Genomic DNA, 20,181 nt, shown 5'->3' with positions numbered 1-20,181 from the left:
CATGGGCGAATCTCCGCGCAGGTGGAAGAAGCGGTGGGAGGCTTGGGCACGCGCACTGCGTGCACGGCTGTCGCGGCCGCGAGGGCTGGCGGGCACCGTGCTCGTTGCCGGACTGGCGGTGATGCCGGTGCAGGCCCAGGAAGTGGCGCCTGCGCATTGGGTGGCGTACGCGCGCCAGGCCGGGACAACGCTGCAGGCGCGCCTGAGTGAAGACGCCGGCGAACTGGTTACGCGTCTGTACGCGCACCTGGCCCAACCGGCCGGCCACCCGGTGCCGGGACCGGTGATGGTGCAGGTATGGATCTCCGGGCAGGGCAGGGTGGAGCGCAGCGCGTTCGACTCGCTGGGCAGTACGCACGCCGACGCGGACCTGCGTGCGCTGCTGGCCTCCAGACCGCTGCCGCCGCCACCGGCGGACATGCGCCAGCCGCTGGTGCTGCGCCTGCGCCTGCAGCCCAATCCCGACTTCGTTCCTGCGCCCGCCGCGACGCAGGAACCATGACGATGGGGGCCTGGCCCGCCTGCGGTTTGCTGGCGATGGTGCTCGCGGGCACCGCGGTGGCCCAGGAGAGAGGACCACCGATGGCCTGCGTGGACGTGGAAGTCGACGGCCAGCGCGTGGAGGACTATGCCTGCCTGTCGCGGATGCTGACCCCGGCAACGACACCCGCGGCCCCGCTGCCGCAGTTGGAAGCCGACGCGGTCGGCCGGCGCGCACCGACGGCCCTGGGCCTGGCGCATCGCGAAGCCACCCGCCAACGCATGGGCAACACCTTCGGCAAGTCCACCTTGCCGCAACGCCCAGCGCCCCCCGTGACGTCATTGCCGCCGGCGTTGCACAAACCCTGATCCGGCACCCGGAAGTCATGCGCGTGACCGGTACGTGTGGCTGCAGCTGTCACCGATCTGTCATATCCGGCGATGTCGACGATGCGCTTCATCGCGTCGCGCAAAAAAAACTTTGCGGTATTCCGCGCACGACATTCGTCCTACGGATAGACGCTGCGCAATCGGCTTGTCGCTTTGCGTACAGATCATTGTCATATCGCCATCCGAGACCCCATCCGATGTCCCCAATCAAAACCAGGCCAGCCTGCCTCGCGCAGGCCACCGGCCTGATGCTCGCGGCGTGCTGCGCCATGGCTTCGGCGCAGGAGCCGGTGGCGTCCACCGCGTCCACCCGCAAGGTCAACGTCAACGAGTACATCGTGCGCGGCAACAGCGTGCTGGATGCCCGTTCGATCGAACGCGCGGTCACGCCATACCTTGGCCCGGACCGGACCATGGCCGACATCGAAGCAGCCCGCGCGGCATTGCAGGAGGCCTACCAGTCCGGCGGCTACCAATCGGTGTACGTGGACCTGCCCGAGCAGCAGGTCAGCGGCGGCATCGTATTCCTGCAGGTCACCGAAACCCGCTTGGGCAATGTCACCGTGGAAGGTGCGCGGCACAACGATCCGCAGGCCCTGCGCGCACGCGTGCCGGCGTTGCAGGAGGGCAGCGTGCCCGACTTCACGCAGGCCCAGGCCCAGCTCAGTGCGCTCGGCCGCAGCGGCAAGCGCCAGGTCATCCCGCTGGTACAGCAGGGCAGCGCGCCGGGCACCATGGACGTGCAGCTGAAGGTCGAGGACCAGTCGCCCTGGCGGTTCGGCGCCTCCCTCAACAACGACCACAGTGCCGACACCAGCGCATTGCGCTCGGTGCTGAGCGTGGGCCACGACAACCTGTGGGGCAGGGAACACTCGGCCTCGCTGACCTGGTTCTTCGCCCCGGAGGACCTGGGCGAAGCCAATGTCGTGTCCGGCTCCTATGCAATGCCGTTGGGCTCCCCGGACTGGACGCTGGAGTTGTCCGGCTACAGCTCCGACAGCAACGTGCTCACCGAGGGCAACACCAATGTCACCGGCAAGGGCCATGCGCTGGGCGTGAAGCTCAACCGGGTGCTGCCGATGAACGGCCTCTGGTGGCACCGGCTTTCGCTGGGCGTCACCTTCAACGACCGCGAGGAGCGCATCGGCATGCTGGGCCAGGATGTCCAGTACGTGCCGCTGAAGTACGCACCGATCAGCCTGGGCTACAGCGGCTTCCGCCAGGGCGGGAAGCACCAGCTCTCCACCGAGGCGCAGGTGGTGTTTGGCACCCGCAGCCTGCTCGGTTACGGCAGTACCGAGGCCGAGTTCGACTGGGCGCGCTTCAAGGCCGATCCCAGCTTCGTGCTGGTCAAGGGTGACATCAGCGACACGTTCAACTTCGACGGTGGCGAGCAGCTTCACGGGCGGTTGTCGGTGCAGGCCACCGACCAGCCGCTGGTATCGGGTGAGCAGATGGCCGCCGGTGGCATGTACACGGTGCGCGGCTACCGCTCGGCCGAAGCCATCGGCGACTACGGCGCGTTGGCGTCGCTGGAATGGCGCACCCGGCCGTTGGGCATCTGGGGTTTGCAGGACTGGCGCATCTACACCTACCTCGATGGCGCGTGGCTGCGCCTGCGCAGCCCCATGCCCGAACAGGAGGACGCGTTCACGCTCGGCGCCATCGGCCTGGGCAGCAGCTTCCGCCTGTTCGACTACCTCAGCTTCCGCTTCGACTACGGCTACCCGCTCCGCGATGGCCCGACCACCACGCAAGGCGCGCACCGACTGCATCTGAGCATCGGTACGAGCTTCTGATTCCCGTCCTTCCTTTCCGCCAGATCCGGAGATCCACGTCCATGCAACGCGTCCTTACCCTGCTGCTGCTCCTGCTGGGCATTGCCATGTCCGGCGCGTCCAGCGCCCAAGAGTCGTCCTGGTGGCAGGCCGACTGGAAGTACCGCAAACCGATCACCCTGGACCTGGCCGCCGCCAAACTGTCCAGCGACGCAGGCCGTGCCACGGTGCTGGTGCGCCTGCACAGCGCCAACTTCGCCTTCGACGGCGTTGCCCCCGACGGCGCCGACCTGCGTTTCATCGGCAGCGATGGCAGGACCGTGCTGAACCACCAGATCGAACAGTTCGACGCCGCGCTGGGCATGGCGACGATCTGGGTGGACGTGCCGGCGCTGCGCACCGGCGCTGCGCAATCCATCTGGCTGTACTACGGCAATGCCAATGCCCCGGCACCGGCCAGCGCGCAATTGGCGTTCGATCCGGACTACGTGGCGGTGTTCCACTTCGCCGACGCCGACGGGGCACCGCGCGACACCACCGCCTACGCCAACCACGCGCGCAATGCCGTCGCATTGGTGGACGACGGTGTGATCGGCCGCGCTGCCAGCCTGCAGGGCGAGGCACTGGCCATCCCGGCGTCGCCGTCGTTGGCGGTGGCACAGGGCGGGGCGCTGACGTTCTCGGCCTGGATCCGCCCCGACCAGCTCGGCGCCAACCAGGCAGTCTATGCACGACGCGACGGCGGGAACGCCCTGGTTGCCGGCCTGGATGCCGGTGTCCCGTTCGTCACCGTCAACGGCGTGCGCGCCAGTGGCAGCGCCGCCGTCACCGCCGGCCAGCGGACGCACTTCGCGTTGTCGGCCGGCAGCGGCCAGGTCGTGCTGTACATCAACGGAAGCGAGGCCGCGCGCCTGGAGGCCGCGTTGCCGGCCCTCGACAGCGACGTTCTGGTCGGTGGCGACGCATTGCCGGCCGGCGCTGCGCCGCTGGCGGCCGATGCGGCGCCGGTCCAGCCTGCCAATGCCTTCACCGGCATGATCGATGAAGTGCGCTTGTCCAAGGTCGCGCGCAGCGCCGGCCTGATCCAGGCCGACGTTGCCGGACAGATGGCCGATGCCAAGCTGGTGGCATTCGGTGCGGATGAGCAGTCCGAGGGCGTGAGCCATTTCGGCTTCATCCTCAAGGCGATGCCCGTCGATGCGTGGGTGGTGGTGGCGGTGCTGTCGCTGATGCTGCTGGCCTCGTGGGCCATCATGCTGGGCAAGGGCCGCTACTTCGGCGCAGTGGAAAAGGCCAATGCATCCTTCACCGACCACTACCGCAGCGCCGCCGGCCAGCCGATCACGCACCTGACCGATCTTGCCGCATCCGGTCAGGTCACCCGCGACGTGCAGGACAACTCGACGCTATGGCGCCTGTACCGCATCGCGTTGAACGAGGTGAAGGGCCGCCAGGCCCATACCGGTACCGCCCGCCTGTCCGATTCGGCCATCGGTGCCATCCGTGCCACGCTGGATGCCGAAGTCACCCGCCAGTCCGAGCGCATGGCCAAGCGCATGAACTGGCTGTCCACCACCATCGAGGGCGCACCTTACGTGGGCCTGTTCGGCACGGTGATCGGCATCATGCTGGTGTTCGCGGTGGCGGCCATGGCCGGTGCGGTGGACATCAACTCGGTGGCACCGGGCATGGCCGCGGCGCTGCTGTGTACCGCCGCCGGCCTGGGCGTCGCGATTCCCGCCTTGTTTGGCTACAACTGGCTGGCGGCGCGTGCCGAAGCGATTGGCGCCGACATGTCGATCTTCGTCGACGAGTTCAGCGCCCGCCTGGCCGAAGAGTCCGAAGACGGCAAGCTGGCCTTGGCCACCGCCGCGCGCGGCTGAGGAGGACGTCATGGCCAAGCGGGCATTCGGCATCAAGAAGCGGGAGAAGGGCATCAATGTCACGCCGTTCGTGGACGTGCTGCTGGTGGTGCTGGTGATCTTCATCCTGACCAGCAACGCGACCATCCCGGGACTGGAGGTGAACCTGCCCAAGGCCAGCTCCAGCATCCCGCTGGAAAAGCCGCAGACCAAGGCGATCACCATCGATACCGCCGGGCAGGTGTTCCTGGATGCCTACCCGGTGACGCTGCCGGAACTGGAACAGCGGCTGCGCCAGGAAAAGGCGGTCAACGCGGACTTCCCGGTGATCGTGCGCGGCGACGCGCAGGTGCAGTACGCGCGCGTGGTCGAGGTCCTGGACCTGCTGCGCCGGATCGAGCTGCGTCAGGTCGGCCTGGTGACCGGCAAGCCACAGGGGTGATGGCCAGTGAACACCCATTCCCAGAAACCCGATGGACGGCGAGGGGCATTGCCGGCGTGGTTGCCGGCGGCGCTGGGCAGCGTCGTGGTGGTTGCCGTACTTGCGGGCTTGGTCTGGTACCTGCTGTTCAAGGAACCGGCGACCACCCGCCGGGCGGTGCCGGACACGCAGATGCTGATGCTTCCGCCGCCTCCGCCCCCCCCGCCGGAACCCGAGCCCGAGCCTGCGCCCGAGCCCGAGGAAGAGCCGCTGCCGGAACCGGAGCCACTCGACGAAGCGCCGACACCGGCCGAAGACGAGGCCCCGGAGCCGGACACGTCCGACCCGGTGACCATGGACGCCGACGCGCAGGCAGGCACCGACAACTTCGGCATCCAGAAGGGCGCCGGCGGCGGCATGTCCGGGACCGGTGCCGGTGGCGCGGGCAATGCCAGCTACGGCCGCTACCTGGGCTATGTGCTGCAGCAGGCGATCTCGCGCAATGAGCGCGTCCGCCGCGAGGCCTTCCAGATGCACCTGGATGTCTGGGTGGAGCGCGACGGCACGATCAGCCGCGCCGAGCTGGTGCGCAGCAGTGGCAACAGCGAGGCCGACCAGGCCGTGCTCGAAGCCGTGCGCAGCCATGGCCGGCTCGACACGCAGCCACCGGCGTCGCTGACCTTCCCGGCCCGCGTGCTGGTGCAGGGCAGGAGGCCAGCGGCATGACTCCGCCAATCCAAGAATTCCCCATCGCGAGAACCTTCATGACAACTGCAGCACAACGCAACACCGCCAGCGTGCTCCGGCGCACGGCGCTGCTGGGCGCGATCAGCCTGGCCCTGCTGGCCGGCAATGCGCAGGCACAACACGCCGGCGACAGCACCATGGTCAAGCTGATCCGCAGCCTGGTCGGGAGCGGTGCGCTCACCGCGGAGGCCGGCGACCTGCTGATCGAGGAGGCGCGTCGCGAGGCACAGCCGCCGGCGACCGCTGCCTCGACGCAGGCACAGCCGGGCGATGTGCGCGTTCCGTACATTCCCCAGACCGTGCGCGACGAGATCCGCGAAGAGGTCAAGGCCGAAGTCATGGCCCAGGCCAGGGACGAACGCTGGGCCGTGCCGGACGCCGTGCCGGAATGGACGCAGCGGATCCGGCTGGAGGGCGACGTGCGCGTACGCAACGAGTCGCGCCTGTACTCCGACAGCAACAGCAACATCCAGGTCAACTGGGCGGCCATCAACGCCGGCAACGGCTATGACGTCAACCGCAACACCCACCTGCCGTATCCGCCGCTGCTCAATACCCGTCAGGACCGCAACAACTCCTGGCGCATACGCGCACGGCTGGGCCTGACCGCCGACCTGGGCGAGCACGTGCAGGGCGGTGTGCGCCTGGCCACCGGCAACGACGACGGCCCGGTCTCCACCACCCAGACCCTGGGGGGCGGGTTGGCCAAGAAGGACGCCTGGATCGACCAGGCCTGGATTGCATGGACGCCCATCGATGCCTTGCGCGTGGTGGGCGGCCGCTTCGAGAACCCGTACTGGTCCACCGAGGCCCTGTTCTCCAACGACCTGAACTTCGACGGCGTCTCGGTGCAGTACCAGGACCGCTTCGCCAGCGACGATCTGACGGTATTCGCCACGCTCGGCCTGACCCCGCTGGAATACTCCGGCGACAGCTTCCCGAGCACCAGCACCGAGAAGATGAAGAGCCGCGACAAGTGGCTCAACGGCTTGCAGGTGGGCGCGGAGTGGGCGTTCAACGAGGACCATCGCCTGCGCGGTGCACTGGCCTATTACGATTTCCGCCGCATCACCGGCCAGCTTTCCGAGCCGTGCGCGCTGTATGCCGGCGACACCTTCTGCAGCACCGACTGGACCCGCCCGCAGTTCATGCAGAAGGGCAACACGCTGATGCTGCTGCGGAACATCGCGCTGGACCCGGTGAACCCGGCCAACACGCCGCAGCCGCAGTACGTGGGGCTGGCCTCGGAGTTCGAGCTGGTGGACGTCAACCTGCGCTACACCGTGCCGGCGTTCAACGGTTACGGCCTGCAGCTGGACGGCAACTGGATCCGCAACCTTGCCTACGATCCGGGGGAAATGTGGGCGCGTGCCAACGGCGGCATCGTCACCAACCTGACCCTCCCGGCCAGTGGCATCGCCGGCCCGCGCGACATCGACAGCGGCGACACCGCATGGCAGCTGCAGGCGACCTTCGGCACCTTGGCGCTCAAGCAGCCGGGCAACTGGAACGCATGGCTCGGTTACCGCCGTGTCGAAGCCGATGCAGTGCCCGATGGCTACAACGACTCGGACTTCCACCTGGGCGGCACCAACGCCAAGGGCTATTACCTGGGGGCATCGTGGCTGTTCGACAAGCGGGCCTGGCTGACCGGCAGCTGGTTCTCGGCCAAGGAAGTCTCCGGGCCGCCGCTGGCCATCGATGTGTTCCAGCTGGAGGTCAACGCGAAGTTCTGACCGCCACACGCAACCAGGCACGGCGCAAGCGGGCCTGTCTGCACGCACCCATGCACGGGCAGCCATCCGGGCAGGATGAGGATCCGCTACAGCACGGGTTGGGCTGTGCGGGGTGCGTGCAGGCAGGCAAGGGCAGGAACCCCGCACGGCGACATGTGCCGGATCACCTCAGGTGATCGCAGGGCAATGACATTGATGGGCAGGCGCCCGAACGCAAGGAATCCAGAGTCATGACGATTGAAGTCCAGGAACGCGAGCCCGCCACGACCACTGCGGGCCCGCAGCCACCCCACGCTGCGGCGTGGCCGTTGTTCTACCGCAAGCCGGAGCTGCTCAGTACCGACGTCCATGCGCAATGGCGGATCAAGCCTGCCGGCGTGGCCTTTGCCGCCGGCTCGAATTCGGTGCCGTTGATGATCGGCGAGTTCGACGCCGCCGCGCGCCACTATCCCATCGTCTTCGCCGGGCCGGAATACACCCCGGTGGCCGTGCTGGGATTGGAGCAGCGCAACCAGTTCGTCGATGGAGACGCCTGGCGGCAGGACACCTACGTGCCGGCCTACGTTCGTCGCTACCCGTTCGTGTTCGCCGAAGTGGGCGAGCCCGGCGGCTATGCACTGGCTATCGACGCCGAAGCGCCGATGGTGGTGACCGGGGGTGAGGAAGGGCAGCCACTGTTCGAGGGCAGCACGCCGACCGAGCTCACCACCCAGGCGCTGCGGTTCTGCGAAGCCTTCACCCGCGAGAGCGCGGCAACGCAGGCGTTCGTCTGCCAGCTGGCGGCCGAAGGCCTGCTGATCGAGCGCACCGCCAACATCACTCTGCCGGAGGGGGGTCAATCGACGCTCACCGGCTTCTCGGTGGTCTCGCCCGAGGCGTTCGCCCAGCTGTCCGAGCAGACCGTGGTTGACTGGCACCGCAACGGCGCACTGGCCCGGGTGCATTCGCACCTGCTGTCGTTGGCGCGCTTCGCTGACCTGCGCGGCAACTGATACCGACATGGCCGGGCAAGCGCCTGGCCGGACCGCTACTCCCGAAGGAGCCGACATCCCATGAATTCCATCACGCGCGTACTCCTGCCCGGCGTCGTGCTGCTCTCCCTGTCGCCGTTGGCCGGCCACGCCCAGACCGCCACCCCGCCGCTGGGCGGGCCGGTAGTGCAGGGCGTGTGCATGATCAGCCGTGAGGCCATCTTCGCCAACGCCAAGGCAGGCCTGAGCGCCACCGAGCAGCTGCAGCGCCTGACCACACGGGCGCAGGAACAGCTTGGCGCCGAGCAGGCAACGCTCACGACCGAACTGCAGGCATTGGGCCTGGCCGGTGCCCCGGTGCAGGAGTCGCAGTTGATCGCCACCCAGCGCGCCGGCCTGCAGAAGCACCAGGCCCTGCAGCAGAAGGCCGCCGAACAGGCGCGCCAGATCGAGCAGGCACGGGTGAAGGCCCTGCAGCGCATCTCCGAGGAAGCGCAACCGCTCATCGCGCAGGTCTACGCCCGCCACAACTGCGGATTGCTGCTCGATCGCAACGTGGTGCTGGGTGGCAACATGGCCAACGACCTCACCGCCGAAGTGGTGCAGGCCCTGGACAGCAAGCTCACCACCGTGCCGGTGTCCATCGAGGCGGCGCCGGCGGGGCGTTGATGGCACCCGTAGCAACCGAAGGCAATACCCCGCGCGCCGGGCCACGCCGGCGCGCGGCGGCGGAAGGTACGACGGCCTTTTCGTGATTCGTCACAGAACTGCACCCGGCAGCTGTGTCCGCCGACACGGGCGTTCTGATCCAACGTTGAGCGGGTAGGGCGGTTTCCCGCCCGACGCGGAACCCCGCATTTGTGAACGCCGGCCATTCCGCACGCCCCACGCACGCTACCGCTTCGGGGCTGTCCGGACGTACTCCTGCTGCCGGTGCATGAGCTCGGCAATCTCCGCAGCGTAAAGTTCAACGATCGGGGCATCCAGACGTTGTACTTCGCCATCCATGACCAGTACCGCGCCGCCATCGCGGTCCACGCCCCAGATCCGGTCGTGGTCACCCAGCACCTTGAAGACCGGGGCAACGCCTTTCACCTCGAGGTCGCGCAGCGCCGCCGCCGCCGTGGTGAGGCTGGCCCACTCGGGCAGGTCCCCGGTATCAAAGCCGAACAGCATGACGCCGCGCCAGAACTTCCAGGCAGGGCCGACCGAGTAGAGCTCCGGCTCGGGCCAGCGTTCGGTCCGGGCAACGACGAGCAAACCGTTGCTCTTCCGCGAGAAGGCGACGAATTCGGGCGGGAGCGTGGCGTCGAGCACAGCCTCAACCGCTTGTACTTCCGCATCACTTGGTGGCTGCGCGGCAATCGCCTCGAAGACAGCCTCGTCAAGCGGGCCGAGGGCGGCCCATATCTGTTTGTGGAACTGTTCTATCGGAGTCATCGTGCTTCTGGTGCTTCTCGCCAGGTACGGCCGGGCCGCGGGAAGCCCTTGTTCTATCACGCCAATGCTTCGAGAAGGAACGTAGTGGCCACGACGTACTGCCAGTATCGACGGGGTTGGATCGAAAACGCGAACTTGAACCCAGCTGACAATGGCGCGGACCTGGAGGCCGGGCCCGCGGGTCTTTCGTAGGCCATCAGTCATGGCAATCGCGGCCGTTCGCAATGATTCGGCACGGCTACACTGCGCTCTTCATGAATGGGATATGTGGATGCCGCGCGCCATCTTGTCGCTCTCCCTGAAAGAAAGCCGATCCTTTCGGCGGGCCATTCTTGTGGCAGCAGGCTTCCTTGCAGCGCTGCTCGTTGTTTCCGGACCGGCCAGGGCAGAGGCAGGTCCCGCCGAGCTGAAACAGTTGGTGGACAGCTACGCAGCGAACCGTGACTTCAATGGCGTGGTTCTTGTCGCCCAGCATGGGCGCATCCTGTATCGCGGCGCCCATGGGCTGGCCAACCGGGAATGGCAGGTGCCCAATGTGGGCGAAGGCGTGTTCCGCATTGGCTCGTTGACCAAACCAATCACCGCCATCCTGGTGATGCAGTTGGTGGAGGAGAACAGATTGCGGCTGGAGGGAACGTTGGGCGACTACCTGCCGGTGCTCTACGCCAACACCCCCGCTGCTTCGGTCACGGTGGCACAACTGTTGAACCATACCTCCGGCGTCGCGGATCTGCCGCGTAGCTACGAGGACCCGTGGTGGAATACACAGGCGCGGCTGTCGTTCGAGCCAGAAGACTTCGCGAAGGCGTGGATCCCCGGAACCCTGGTCAGCGCGCCGGGGGTGGAATGGCGATACAGCAACAACGGCTACTTCCTGCTCGGCTTGGTCATCGAGAAGGTGACTGGCGCCAGCTATGAGGCGAATCTGCGCAGCCGGATCCTGGACAGGGCAGGCATGAAGGACAGCGGGCTGTATCACGCCAGTGACCTCATTTCACGGTTGGCGACGGGGTATCAAACCCGGCCCGACCTCAGCCTGGCACGGCCCATGCCGATCGACCCGAGCGTGTCGTTCGCTGCAGCCGGCCTTTACTCCACGGTTGACGACCTGCTTCGCCTGGACCGAGCCCTCCAAGGTGATGTGCTCCTGGCAGAACACTCCCGGCAGGCCATGTGGACAGAGCACCGCTCGAACTATGGGTACGGCTGGGAGGTGGAGAACTGGACCTTGCCGGCGGGTGGCACCTACAAGGTGGAATCACATACGGGCAGCGTTCCCGGTTATCAGAGCTACTGGCTCCGCGCCGAGCATGACCGGTCGGTGGTGATCATCCTGGACAATTACTGGCAGGGTGAGACGGTAGCGACCTTGGGCAAGGAACTGATGGCAGTGCTCCACGGCGAGCCGATTGCGCTGGCCAGGAAGAGCCTGGGCAACCTGCTGATACCACTGGCCACGTCGCAGGGCGTAGCGGGCATGACCCGGGCCTATGAAGGGCTGGGTGCGGCCGCCAGCGAATACGATACCTCCGAGAAAGCACTGAATTCGCTGGGCTATCGCCTATTGAGAATGAAGCGCGTGCCGGAGGCCGTGGCGGTTTTCCAGTGGAACGCCAACGCGCACCCGGAATCGGCGAATGTCTACGACAGCCTTGGAGAGGCTCATCGTGCCAACGGAGATCGCGACCAAGCGATACGCAGTTACAAAAAGGCCGCAGAGCTTGCGCCGAGTGATACGCGCATCCCCGGGATTCTGAAAGCGCTTGAAGATCGCTGAGTGCATGCGTGTTGGAACTGTCAGTTTTCCGGGACTGGTCCCGAGCCATAGCGGCCATTGTGCCGCGCCCGCGCTTAGCGCTGGGTCCGGTTGTACGCCGGCTTGTTAGCCGGACCCAGCCGCCCTAAGATCGAGCCGTACCAAGGGAAAGCCCGCCATACGGTGCTTTGTGGATAGGTTGTATGACCGGACCCACGGGTCTGTCTATTGGGTAGTTAGGCGCAAGATTGCCATGACAGACTCTTCAGAGCAGAAGTACAAAGAAACGGCGACTTGCGAGCCGCGCCAAGATGAGGGACTCATTTTCATCAAGGTTGTGGCAATGCCTCATGAGGATGCGGTGGAGTTCGACGTGGCTCGGGCCCGTTCGTTTGCACAGCAAATTCTATCGGCAGTCGAGATTATTGAGGCTGGCTGGGCAGGAAGATCAAAGGGCCCACATGATGCTTGCAGCGCCTAGCAGTTCATTCAAGCCGAACCCGCTCAGCGAGTCGGATCAATTCCAGAGTCAGGCCTCATGAGACAGATTGCGATTGGGCTGGCATTCCTGGCTTCGTTTCCTGTCGCGGGACAGGTAGAGAATCAATCCCTCCTGTCTTGGTACGATGGCTGGGGTACCCATACCGTTTGGGGTGGTGGCAAAGTTTCGGGTGGCTATAGCGTGGCTGAGGTCAAATGCGGCAGTGTCCTTGTTCCGGTACGGCCCATACTTGACACACACGAGAGTGACGGTAACCCGCCGACGCCAACCCAGACAGTCGAGTATGCCAAGTCCGTTAATGTCGCCCTATTGCGCACACTTGATTCTCGTGGCGATAAATGCGTCTTTCAAATAGAGACCACAGATGAGGCCTAATCATTCGCTCAAGCCGACGCCGCTACGCGGCGTGGCTTAATTCCTGATTTAGCCGGCAGATGAAGATATTATCCAATCTGACACTCGCCCTACTTCTGGCCAGTCCCAGCATCGTGGCCTACGCTCACGAAGAAGCGGACGAATTCTGCTCAGAGCTTGAGAGCTTCTTGATATCTGTGAAGCCGAAAGAGACTCGCGGCCTCACCTTGCGCACGTTCTGGGGTGCGCGGGTAGAAGGTGACAACATCGTGATGGGCTTGAAGACCTGTGAGCACGACGATTATGAGCCCGGCAAGAAGTTGTGCAGTTACCTGATGGAGCACAGCTCTACTGAGTTCGCTGGTTACAACGCCAAACGTATCCTTAACTGCCTAGCTCCTGCGCCAGGAATAGGCCAAGACGTAGACATCCATAGTGGATCTTTCTCAACTACGTTTGGCTCGCCAGATCGTGGGGCATTGGTAGATCTCGATTTTCTACCGGACAAAGAGGCTGGAGAGATGGTTCTTCGTTTGCAGGCAGATGGCTACTGAGCCGCTGCCCAACAACTCATACGAGCCGAACCCGCTTCGCGGGTCCGCCTAATTCCCGCGCTGGGTCGTCTGGAATTGGTGTACCGAATCGGTCGCATTCGAAACCAACGGTCTGCAAGTACGTAGTTCCCCCGAAGGCGTTCGTTCGCAGCACTGATGGCTGCGGTACAAGCGGGTCTGCAGGGTCAGCAGGGTGATTGCCGGGGGCGCCACGCCCATGACTTCCAGCATGGGACTATGGTGTTATACATCACTACATTACCAGCACGATTAGACGCAGAGTCGTTAGGCAACCCGCGCCGAGGCAGGCGCGCGCCTTTCATCTAAGGGTGGTTGCGTGCCCAGGCACGGAGGAGTCGAGTGATGAGCAAGGTCGTCAAGACGTGGGTGATGGCCGCCCTGATCGCCGTAGCGGGGGCTGCACAGGCGGAGGGTGTTTCCGTCGAGCGGGGCGCGTATACGCTCAAGGCGGAGCAGGCTGGGACAGGCCCGGTCGTCGTCTTCGAGTCAGGCTTCGGGCAAGGCCCTGACGTGTGGAAGGACGTGATTGCTGCGCTGGGGAGCGGTTATCGCAGCATCACCTATGCGCGCGCAGGGCAGGGCGGATCAGGCAGCGATGGGCAGGCCAAGACCATCGACGCGCATCTCAGTGATCTTGGTGCCGTGATCAGCAACCTCGCTCCCGCAGACAAGGTCATTCTGGTGGGGCACTCCTACGGCGGCTTGCTCGCCACCGAGTTCGCACGCCGTCACCCGGAGCGCCTGCAGGGATTGGTGTTGGTCGATCCGACCACGATGGGGCAGCGGCATGCCCTCAAACAGGCCGACAGCGCACGGGTCCAGGCGGACGATGCCGAACTACTGGCGATGTTGCCGCCCACATTGGCCGCCGACTATCAAACACTGGTTGCGCAGTTGGACGCACCCGATGCGGCCACACCGCGCACGATGCCGGATGTACCGGTCGCGCTGCTCACCTCCACCCAAGTTGCGGCCAAACCTTTCGTCCTTGAAGAAACGGTGCAAGGCAAAGCCGTCTGGAAAGCCCAGCATGCAATGCTGTTCGCGGGTTTCGCACGCGGCTCCCACCGCTACTTCGCGACCGGCCACAACATCCATCGCGAAGATCCTGCTGCAATCGTGGACGCCATTCACGCCGTTACAGACAGCGCCGCGTCTGCCGTGCACTGATTGGACGTATGCCGAGTGACGCGATCCTTGGACTTCATACAGACTGTGCGTTTCAACACCGCAGAGGTTGAGCGATTCCGCCATAAGCACGGGATAGCCAAGCCGGATATGCGTCAATCCCCCCGTAACACTGCAGTATTCGTCGAATCAAACTACATCACTGGAGGCAAGGGCATTCAATGAATACTCCGCCCCTTCAAGGGCAGAGCGGTCGGCGTGGCACCACGGCAGGATTGTCGCCCCGGATGAAGTCCCTTGTCGGGAGCGGCATTCAAGCAGGTCGGAGACTATGGTTGTTTATCGGGGGCAGGGGAGAGCCCCTTTCTGCCCCGTTTTCGTCGTCCGAGTTTCAATGACCAAAGCCTGCAATGCGGCGCATACCGGCTGGATGCGTGTAACCGGGTATCTGCATAGAACCTGGTGCAGTACGTCCCGCGCACATCATTCAATGCGGTAAAGGCTGTCAACGCCTCCCGTTTGTGCGGGCATGCCCTCGGAGCCGCCCGGCATTGGCAGGCCCTGTGCCCATCCGGCGGCCAAGAGCTGCATATCGCGCGCAGGATTGGAGGCCTTGGCCCGTTCGTTGCGGATATGGCAGGACTCAGGATCGGTGGCGAACAATCCGCGTGCGAAGCCCCGGCCTTGTTCGGCCAGCCTTGCGGCCTTGGGGGCACGGATTCTCGAAAACGCCTGGAAGACGTCGTCCAAGCCACCACCTGCACTGTCCAGGCACCGAACCAGGTGCCACGCATCTTCCAGCGCCTGGCACGCACCTTGTCCCGAAGTCGGCAACGGCGCATGGGCGGCATCACCCACCAACAGCACGTTCGCCCGGCCCCATGTCTGCAGCGGCTCCAGGTCATGCACCGCGATCAAGCGGATGGCATTCGCGGGCGTGGCCCGGATGATATCCGCGACAGGCTCAGGCCATCCCGCGAACAAGTCCTCGATGTCCCCACGCATATCTGCGCTCGGTATAGCCTGAGGTACGGGGCGAGCCTGCGCCGCGGCCCAGTACACCAGGTCGGGGCGAATCGGTACGCAACCGAAGCGCTCACCCGTGCCCCAGTAGTCCAGAATCGCACCATCGTCCACCAATGCATGCTGGCTTTGCGCCACGCCGATCCAGTTCACGAAGCCCTGGTAGATAGGGGCGTTGTCACCTGCGACAAACTTGCGCGCTACCGAATTCATGCGGCCATCGGCGCCAATGAGCAGATCCGGACGGATGCACGTACCGTTGTGGAACTGCGCCACGGCCCTGCCATGCGCATCCAGTTCGATGGCAACCGCCTGGTGCCCGAACTCCACCGGAATCCGCGCCCGCGCCGCGTGGTCCAGCAACACCTCCTGCAAATGCCTGCGCAGCACCGTGTGAGTCGGGTATCCCATGGTCCGGTCAAGCAAACCGATATCGAGGCCTCCCAACGCATTCCCGGCATCATCCTGTCGGCGCATTGTCAGCGGCCGACCGCCGATGGCCGCGATGTCCTGCAGCAGTCCAAGTTCTTCCAGCACAAAGCTGGCATTGGGCCAGAGCGTCACGCCGGCCCCCATGGTTGCCGGCGCCGCGCGACGCTCATAGACCCGAGGGCTATAGCCCTGCTTGCGCAATGCCAGTGCCACGCTCAGGCCCGCAATGCCACCGCCAAGTATTCCAATTTCCACGCTGAAGCCCTCCTGTTCATACGGTGCCCGGTGAACACTCCACCGCGTCACATCCGCCGGAAGGGCATGCTAGATTCCGCCACTTGGGCGAACTAGCATGCAAAAATTGGATGCTTTCATATCGGAAACGGGACAGTAAATGCGCGATGCACTCGATCTGAACGCTGTCCGTGTCTATGCGGCCGTTGTTGATGAGCAGAGCTTTGCCGGCGCGTCGCGTCTACTTGCCATGCCTTCGTCCAACGTCAGCCGCCACGTCGCCGCATTGGAGCGCAAACTCGGCGCACGGCTGCTGGAGCGAAGCACCCGCCATCTGCGCATGACGGAAGCCGGCCGGCTACTCTACGAACGCGCCAAACCTTTGCTCGACACTTTGCTCTCAACGCAGGAGGAGCTGGGTGCAGTACAGCGCGAACTACGTGGTCCCCTGAAGGTGTGCATGCCCGGCGAAGCGCCAAGGCTGCTGGGCCCCATCCTCGCTGAATTCTGCAGCCTCCATCCGGGGGTCGAGCTCGAGTGCGATACCCGGATGACCGGACTGGAAGTGCTTCGCGAGGATGTTGATCTTTCCTTTGTCTTCCACCGGGGACATCAGGAAGACAGCGCGTTCATCACTCGGGAACTCGCCGTCCTACCCAGTATCGTGGTTGCCGCCCCCTCCCTGCTGGCCAGGACCGGCATTCCGCGCCATGTGCGGGAGCTCAAGTCTCTGCCCTGCATCACCACCCTCAGTGCGTTGAAGGGCCAACCGTGGCAGTTCCAGGATGCAGCGGGTGACATCGTCAAGGTGCCGGTTCGCAGCCGCTACCGCGTCAACAGCGGGGAACTGGCCGTCGCTGGCGCACGGCAAGGCGTCGGCTTCGCGATTGTGGCGGCCTATCCCTGCCAGGAAGACCTTGCTGCGGGTCGACTGCAGGAAGTGCCACTGGACCTTCGTCCTGCACCGCTGCAATTGCTGGGGGCATACAGCCATCGGCATTCCGTGACCGCACGTGTCCGGGCGCTGCTGGAACTGATACAGGTGCGGCTGGCCGGATTGGCGGCCCCTCCGATGGCCCCCCGCCTGCGTGGGACGGTCAAGGGTCGAAGTGAAGCATTGGGCTCGAAGCGGAATCGTTCGTAGCCCCGGTGGTCTCTCGGCATGATTTCTTCAATGCCTGTAGCTGGTCGAGAGGGAAGCTTTGGCAGGGCAGGGGATCAGGAAGATGTATCGGGAGTAGGGTGGCTATCACCTTCTGGTCGAAGCCGGGCACTCCTCAGTCGCCCGCTACTGGCTTGCGCCGGCTGCCGTGCCTTCTTCTCACGCGACGGTCCTCGGCGGCGACACGCCGGGGTTGGGGAGGGGCCAACCGCTCGCGCCGCTCCACCAGGAAGTCCATCAACGCCCGGACCTTCGCTGGCATCTGGGCGCGTGATGGCACGTAAAGGAAGAAGCCCGGAAAGGGGCGGCACCACGGCGCCAGGACGCGCACAAGCGCGCCGCTGTCGAGGTGCTCGCGGACGCACAGGTCGATGTGGCGAATCAGTCCCACCCCCTGCAGCGCGGCGCGCAGCATGCTGTCATCGTCGTTGAACACCGCGTTGCCCTGTGGCTCGAACACCAGCTTGCGTTCCTCGCCGTCGGGCGCCGCAAATGTCCAGTGGTCGATCGTGCCACTGGACGTGAACCGGTAAGCCAGGCAGTTGTGACCGATCAGGTCGGCGGGGCTCTCCGGTACGCCGTGCCGATCGAAATAGGCAGGTGAACCGACAATCGCCATCTCCAAAGGCGGCGTGACGGGGACAGCCACCATGTGCTCATCCAGGCTCTCACCCAACCGAATACCGGCGTCCAGGCCGTTGGCCACCAGGTTGGAGAAGCCGTCATCCATGATCAGTTCGAGCCGGAGCTTGGGGTAACGCGCCAGGAACTCCCCCATGTGCGGTTCCAGCAGCAGGCGTGAAGCGATTCGCGAAGAGTTCATCCGAATCACACCGGAGGGTTCCGCATGGACTTCACCCAACTCTTCCACCGCCCGTTCGATCGCGCTCAGTGCCGGCTGCAGCACGTCCAGCAGCTGTTGCCCCTCCTCGGTGAGCGACATGTTGCGGGTGGTGCGGTGCAGCAGCCTGACGTCCAGCCGTTCTTCCAGTGCTTTCAGGTGCTGGGAGAGAGCGGCCCGGGTGATCTCCATCTCGGTGGCCGCCTTGGTAAAGCTGCGGTGCCGAGCGATATGGGCGAACCAGGTCAGGGAGCTGACGAGCGAGGGTTCGATGGGCATTGTTTAGCTCTACTTACGGCTCATGTGTTCGGAAGATTATTTATCCGGCCCAATGCGGTCAATAGGATGGGCTTCGTCGGCACAAGCGCCGGCCACCTCATCCCCATAGCGGAGCACGCACATGCGCAACGTCACGTTCAAGAATCTCAATGGCCAAGGCGTCACCACGGCGGCCACCCTTTACTTCCCCGAGGGGTTTGACGAATCCAGCAAGTACTCCGCAGTCGTGGTGTCCCACCCGGGTGGCGGCGTGAAGGAACAGACGGCTGGCCTGTATGCGAAGAAGCTGGCCGAAGCGGGCCTGGTCACCATCGCGTTTGACCGCTCCTACCAAGGTGCCAGCACCGGCCAGCCACGTCAGTTGGAGAATCCGTACATCAGTACCGAAGACGTGAGTGCGGTCATCGATTACCTCACCACGCTGCCGTATGTGGACGCGAACAGGATCGGTGCCATGGGCATCTGCGCGGGTGCAGGCTACAGCGCCAACGCCGCCATCAACGACCGCCGCATCAAGGCACTGGGCATGGTGAGCGCGGTCAATATCGGCCAGATGTTCCGCAACGGCTGGGAGAACACGGTCAAGGACGCCGATGCCGTCGGCTACCTGGACGTCGGCTCCAATGCGCGCACCTCCGACATTGCCTCTGGCGAGTTCGCGACGATCCCGCTGGCACCGCTGCGCGAAGAAGATGCTCCGAATGCCGAACTGCGCGAGGCATGGGAGTACTACCACACCCCGCGTGCCGAGCATCCCAACGCCCCCGGCTTCGCGCTGACCCGCAACCTCAACCAGATCATCACCTATGACGCCTACAACAAGGCCGAGGCATTCCTGACCCAGCCGATCCTGGCGGTAGCCGGCAGCGTGGCGGGCAGCAAGTGGATGAGCGATGACCTGCTGGCGCGGGCCGCAAGCAAGGACAAGGCACTGCACGTGGTGGAAGGGGCCAACCACATGTCGTTGTACGACGTGCCGAACTACGTCGACGAAGCTGTTTCGGTACTGGCGCCGTTCTTCCAGAGCCGCCTGAAGTGAACCACCCGGGCGCCGCCTGATCCGGCCGGCCTATCGCTGCCGCCACATATGACAGCGCCGCAACTGACCCAGGAGAACACCATGAGCACCATTTCCATCAAGACCGTCAGCTATCCGAACCTGGGGTGGCAGATCGCAGCCGACCTCTACCTCCCGCCCGATTTCGATGAAAGCAGAAAGTACGCGGCCATCGTCAGCACACATCCGATCGGCAGCTGCAAGGAACAGACGGCAGGCAACATCTACGCCAAGGGCCTGGCCGAGCAGGGGTTCGTGGTGCTGGTGCACGACGCCAGCTTCCAGGGTGCCAGCGGCGGCGAGCCGCGCTTCATCGAAGATCCGTCGATCCGCGTCTCGGATATCCGTTTCGCCGTCGACTACCTGCAGTCGCTGCCGTATGTCGACGCCGGCCGCATCGGCGCCATCGGCGTCTGCGGCGGGGGAGCCTACACCATCCATGCGGGCATCACTGACCACCGCATCCAGGCGCTGGTATCCATCACCGGCGTGAACTACGGCCGTCTTATCCGCGAGGGTTTCGCACAATTCAAGCCGCGCGAGCTGGCAGCCAACATCGCCGGTATGCGCACGGCCCAGGCGCAGGGTGCCGTGCGTGATGTAGCCAACCTGTTGCCGGATTCAGTTGAAGCGGGCAAGGCTGCAGGCATCACCGATATCGATGTACTGGAAGCCACCGAGTACTACAAGACTGCTCGCGGCCAGCAGCCCAATGGCGCCACCAGCCAGTTAATGTCCTTCAGCGGCGCGGCGATGGGGTGGGATGCCTTCCTCAACGCCGAGGTGCTGCTGACCCAGCCCCTGATGGTGGTGATCGGCGACAAGCCTGGTGGCTTCGGTGCCTACCGTGATGGCTGGGAGATCTATAGCCGCGCAGCGTCCGAGCACAAGCAGATCGTCGTCGCCGAAGGTTGGTCGCACTACGACCTGTACGACAAGCCGGAGCCGGTGGCAATTGCGATGGCCCAGGTGGTTCCGTTCTTCATGGCCCATCTGTGACAGATCGGCACGCC

18 protein-coding genes are annotated in these 20,181 nt (G+C 64.8%); 15 read left to right on the top strand and 3 right to left on the bottom strand.

The features are described 5' to 3' along the window. Position 1: 1 nt before the first annotated feature. The 9 genes from AC06FE_RS17940 (at position 2) to AC06FE_RS17900 (ending at position 9,054) form a co-directional block, all read left to right on the top strand. The gene (locus tag AC06FE_RS17940; protein WP_478073818.1) at positions 2-502 is read left to right on the top strand and encodes a TonB C-terminal domain-containing protein; all 501 of its coding nucleotides are present in this window, start codon (positions 2-4) and stop codon (positions 500-502) included. Between the two features lie 2 nt (positions 503-504). Then, positions 505-849 (top strand): hypothetical protein, encoded by a 345-nt coding sequence (locus AC06FE_RS17935; protein ID WP_446541754.1) that lies wholly within the window; start codon positions 505-507, stop codon positions 847-849. A gap of 218 nt (positions 850-1,067) precedes the next feature. Further along, complete coding sequence (locus tag AC06FE_RS17930) at positions 1,068-2,669, top strand: ShlB/FhaC/HecB family hemolysin secretion/activation protein (RefSeq protein ID WP_478073817.1); 1,602 nt, start codon at positions 1,068-1,070, stop codon at positions 2,667-2,669. Positions 2,670-2,710: 41 nt separating this feature from the next. Further along, positions 2,711-4,531: a DUF2341 domain-containing protein gene (locus AC06FE_RS17925; RefSeq protein WP_478073816.1), complete on the top strand. Its 1,821-nt coding sequence runs from the start codon at positions 2,711-2,713 to the stop codon at positions 4,529-4,531. 10 nt (positions 4,532-4,541) lie between these two features. Beyond that, complete coding sequence (locus AC06FE_RS17920) at positions 4,542-4,952, top strand: ExbD/TolR family protein (RefSeq protein WP_192285713.1); 411 nt, start codon at positions 4,542-4,544, stop codon at positions 4,950-4,952. A 6-nt stretch (positions 4,953-4,958) separates the two neighbouring features. Beyond that, positions 4,959-5,657, top strand: coding sequence for an energy transducer TonB family protein (locus tag AC06FE_RS17915; protein ID WP_313256021.1), 699 nt, complete (start codon positions 4,959-4,961; stop codon positions 5,655-5,657). 38 nt (positions 5,658-5,695) lie between these two features. Further along, entirely contained in the window at positions 5,696-7,414 is a 1,719-nt protein-coding gene (locus tag AC06FE_RS17910; RefSeq protein ID WP_478073815.1) for a putative porin, read from the top strand. A 230-nt stretch (positions 7,415-7,644) separates the two neighbouring features. Beyond that, the gene (locus tag AC06FE_RS17905; RefSeq protein ID WP_478073814.1) at positions 7,645-8,406 is read left to right on the top strand and encodes a SapC family protein; all 762 of its coding nucleotides are present in this window, start codon (positions 7,645-7,647) and stop codon (positions 8,404-8,406) included. Between the two features lie 60 nt (positions 8,407-8,466). Further along, positions 8,467-9,054, top strand: coding sequence for an OmpH/Skp family outer membrane protein (locus tag AC06FE_RS17900; protein ID WP_478073813.1), 588 nt, complete (start codon positions 8,467-8,469; stop codon positions 9,052-9,054). 225 nt (positions 9,055-9,279) lie between these two features. Here AC06FE_RS17900 and AC06FE_RS17895 read toward each other — a convergent pair whose 3' ends face one another. Continuing rightward, the gene (locus AC06FE_RS17895) at positions 9,280-9,825 is read right to left on the bottom strand and encodes a hypothetical protein (protein ID WP_478073812.1); all 546 of its coding nucleotides are present in this window, start codon (positions 9,823-9,825) and stop codon (positions 9,280-9,282) included. 271 nt (positions 9,826-10,096) lie between these two features. Here AC06FE_RS17895 and AC06FE_RS17890 point away from each other — a divergent pair, with 271 nt between their 5' ends. From AC06FE_RS17890 to AC06FE_RS17880, 3 genes are all read left to right on the top strand, one after another. Beyond that, a complete protein-coding gene (locus AC06FE_RS17890; protein ID WP_478073811.1) occupies positions 10,097-11,602 on the top strand; it encodes a serine hydrolase in 1,506 nt (501 codons plus the stop codon). 915 nt (positions 11,603-12,517) lie between these two features. Continuing rightward, complete coding sequence (locus AC06FE_RS17885; protein ID WP_478073810.1) at positions 12,518-12,991, top strand: hypothetical protein; 474 nt, start codon at positions 12,518-12,520, stop codon at positions 12,989-12,991. 363 nt (positions 12,992-13,354) lie between these two features. Then, on the top strand, positions 13,355-14,182 hold the full coding sequence (locus AC06FE_RS17880; protein WP_478073809.1) for an alpha/beta fold hydrolase: 828 nt from the start codon (positions 13,355-13,357) through the stop codon (positions 14,180-14,182). A gap of 441 nt (positions 14,183-14,623) precedes the next feature. Here AC06FE_RS17880 and AC06FE_RS17875 read toward each other — a convergent pair whose 3' ends face one another. Continuing rightward, the gene (locus AC06FE_RS17875; protein ID WP_478073808.1) at positions 14,624-15,850 is read right to left on the bottom strand and encodes an FAD-dependent monooxygenase; all 1,227 of its coding nucleotides are present in this window, start codon (positions 15,848-15,850) and stop codon (positions 14,624-14,626) included. A gap of 139 nt (positions 15,851-15,989) precedes the next feature. Here AC06FE_RS17875 and AC06FE_RS17870 point away from each other — a divergent pair, with 139 nt between their 5' ends. Then, positions 15,990-16,973, top strand: coding sequence for a LysR family transcriptional regulator (locus AC06FE_RS17870; RefSeq protein ID WP_478073807.1), 984 nt, complete (start codon positions 15,990-15,992; stop codon positions 16,971-16,973). A 133-nt stretch (positions 16,974-17,106) separates the two neighbouring features. On the opposite strand, the gene AC06FE_RS17865 is transcribed toward AC06FE_RS17870, so the two are convergent. Next, positions 17,107-18,111: a LysR family transcriptional regulator gene (locus AC06FE_RS17865; protein ID WP_478073806.1), complete on the bottom strand. Its 1,005-nt coding sequence runs from the start codon at positions 18,109-18,111 to the stop codon at positions 17,107-17,109. Positions 18,112-18,232: 121 nt separating this feature from the next. Here AC06FE_RS17865 and AC06FE_RS17860 point away from each other — a divergent pair, with 121 nt between their 5' ends. Further along, on the top strand, positions 18,233-19,150 hold the full coding sequence (locus AC06FE_RS17860) for an alpha/beta hydrolase (RefSeq protein ID WP_478073805.1): 918 nt from the start codon (positions 18,233-18,235) through the stop codon (positions 19,148-19,150). An 81-nt stretch (positions 19,151-19,231) separates the two neighbouring features. Continuing rightward, positions 19,232-20,167 carry an alpha/beta hydrolase gene (locus AC06FE_RS17855; protein ID WP_478073804.1) on the top strand — a complete coding sequence of 312 codons (936 nt, stop codon included), beginning with the start codon at positions 19,232-19,234 and terminating at the stop codon, positions 20,165-20,167. Positions 20,168-20,181: the final 14 nt, after the last annotated feature.

The sequence above is a fragment of the Stenotrophomonas sp. Steno-C18 genome (assembly GCF_056393195.1).
The sequence above is the reverse complement of the archived record's forward strand: the minus strand, read 5'-3'. Positions and strand labels throughout refer to the sequence as shown.

Bases quoted from the DNA above. Each gene is read 5' to 3' on its own strand.
- AC06FE_RS17940 (WP_478073818.1), top strand. From the start codon at position 2: ATGGGCGAATCTCCGCGCAGGTGGAAGAAGCGGTGGGAGGCTTGGGCA.
- AC06FE_RS17935 (WP_446541754.1), top strand. From the start codon at position 505: ATGGGGGCCTGGCCCGCCTGCGGTTTGCTGGCGATGGTGCTCGCGGGC.
- AC06FE_RS17930 (WP_478073817.1), top strand. From the start codon at position 1,068: ATGTCCCCAATCAAAACCAGGCCAGCCTGCCTCGCGCAGGCCACCGGC.
- AC06FE_RS17925 (WP_478073816.1), top strand. From the start codon at position 2,711: ATGCAACGCGTCCTTACCCTGCTGCTGCTCCTGCTGGGCATTGCCATG.
- AC06FE_RS17920 (WP_192285713.1), top strand. From the start codon at position 4,542: ATGGCCAAGCGGGCATTCGGCATCAAGAAGCGGGAGAAGGGCATCAAT.
- AC06FE_RS17910 (WP_478073815.1), top strand. From the start codon at position 5,696: ATGACAACTGCAGCACAACGCAACACCGCCAGCGTGCTCCGGCGCACG.
- AC06FE_RS17905 (WP_478073814.1), top strand. From the start codon at position 7,645: ATGACGATTGAAGTCCAGGAACGCGAGCCCGCCACGACCACTGCGGGC.
- AC06FE_RS17900 (WP_478073813.1), top strand. From the start codon at position 8,467: ATGAATTCCATCACGCGCGTACTCCTGCCCGGCGTCGTGCTGCTCTCC.
- AC06FE_RS17895 (WP_478073812.1), bottom strand. From the start codon at position 9,825: ATGACTCCGATAGAACAGTTCCACAAACAGATATGGGCCGCCCTCGGC.
- AC06FE_RS17890 (WP_478073811.1), top strand. From the start codon at position 10,097: ATGCCGCGCGCCATCTTGTCGCTCTCCCTGAAAGAAAGCCGATCCTTT.
- AC06FE_RS17885 (WP_478073810.1), top strand. From the start codon at position 12,518: ATGAAGATATTATCCAATCTGACACTCGCCCTACTTCTGGCCAGTCCC.
- AC06FE_RS17880 (WP_478073809.1), top strand. From the start codon at position 13,355: ATGAGCAAGGTCGTCAAGACGTGGGTGATGGCCGCCCTGATCGCCGTA.
- AC06FE_RS17870 (WP_478073807.1), top strand. From the start codon at position 15,990: ATGCGCGATGCACTCGATCTGAACGCTGTCCGTGTCTATGCGGCCGTT.
- AC06FE_RS17865 (WP_478073806.1), bottom strand. From the start codon at position 18,111: ATGCCCATCGAACCCTCGCTCGTCAGCTCCCTGACCTGGTTCGCCCAT.
- AC06FE_RS17860 (WP_478073805.1), top strand. From the start codon at position 18,233: ATGCGCAACGTCACGTTCAAGAATCTCAATGGCCAAGGCGTCACCACG.
- AC06FE_RS17855 (WP_478073804.1), top strand. From the start codon at position 19,232: ATGAGCACCATTTCCATCAAGACCGTCAGCTATCCGAACCTGGGGTGG.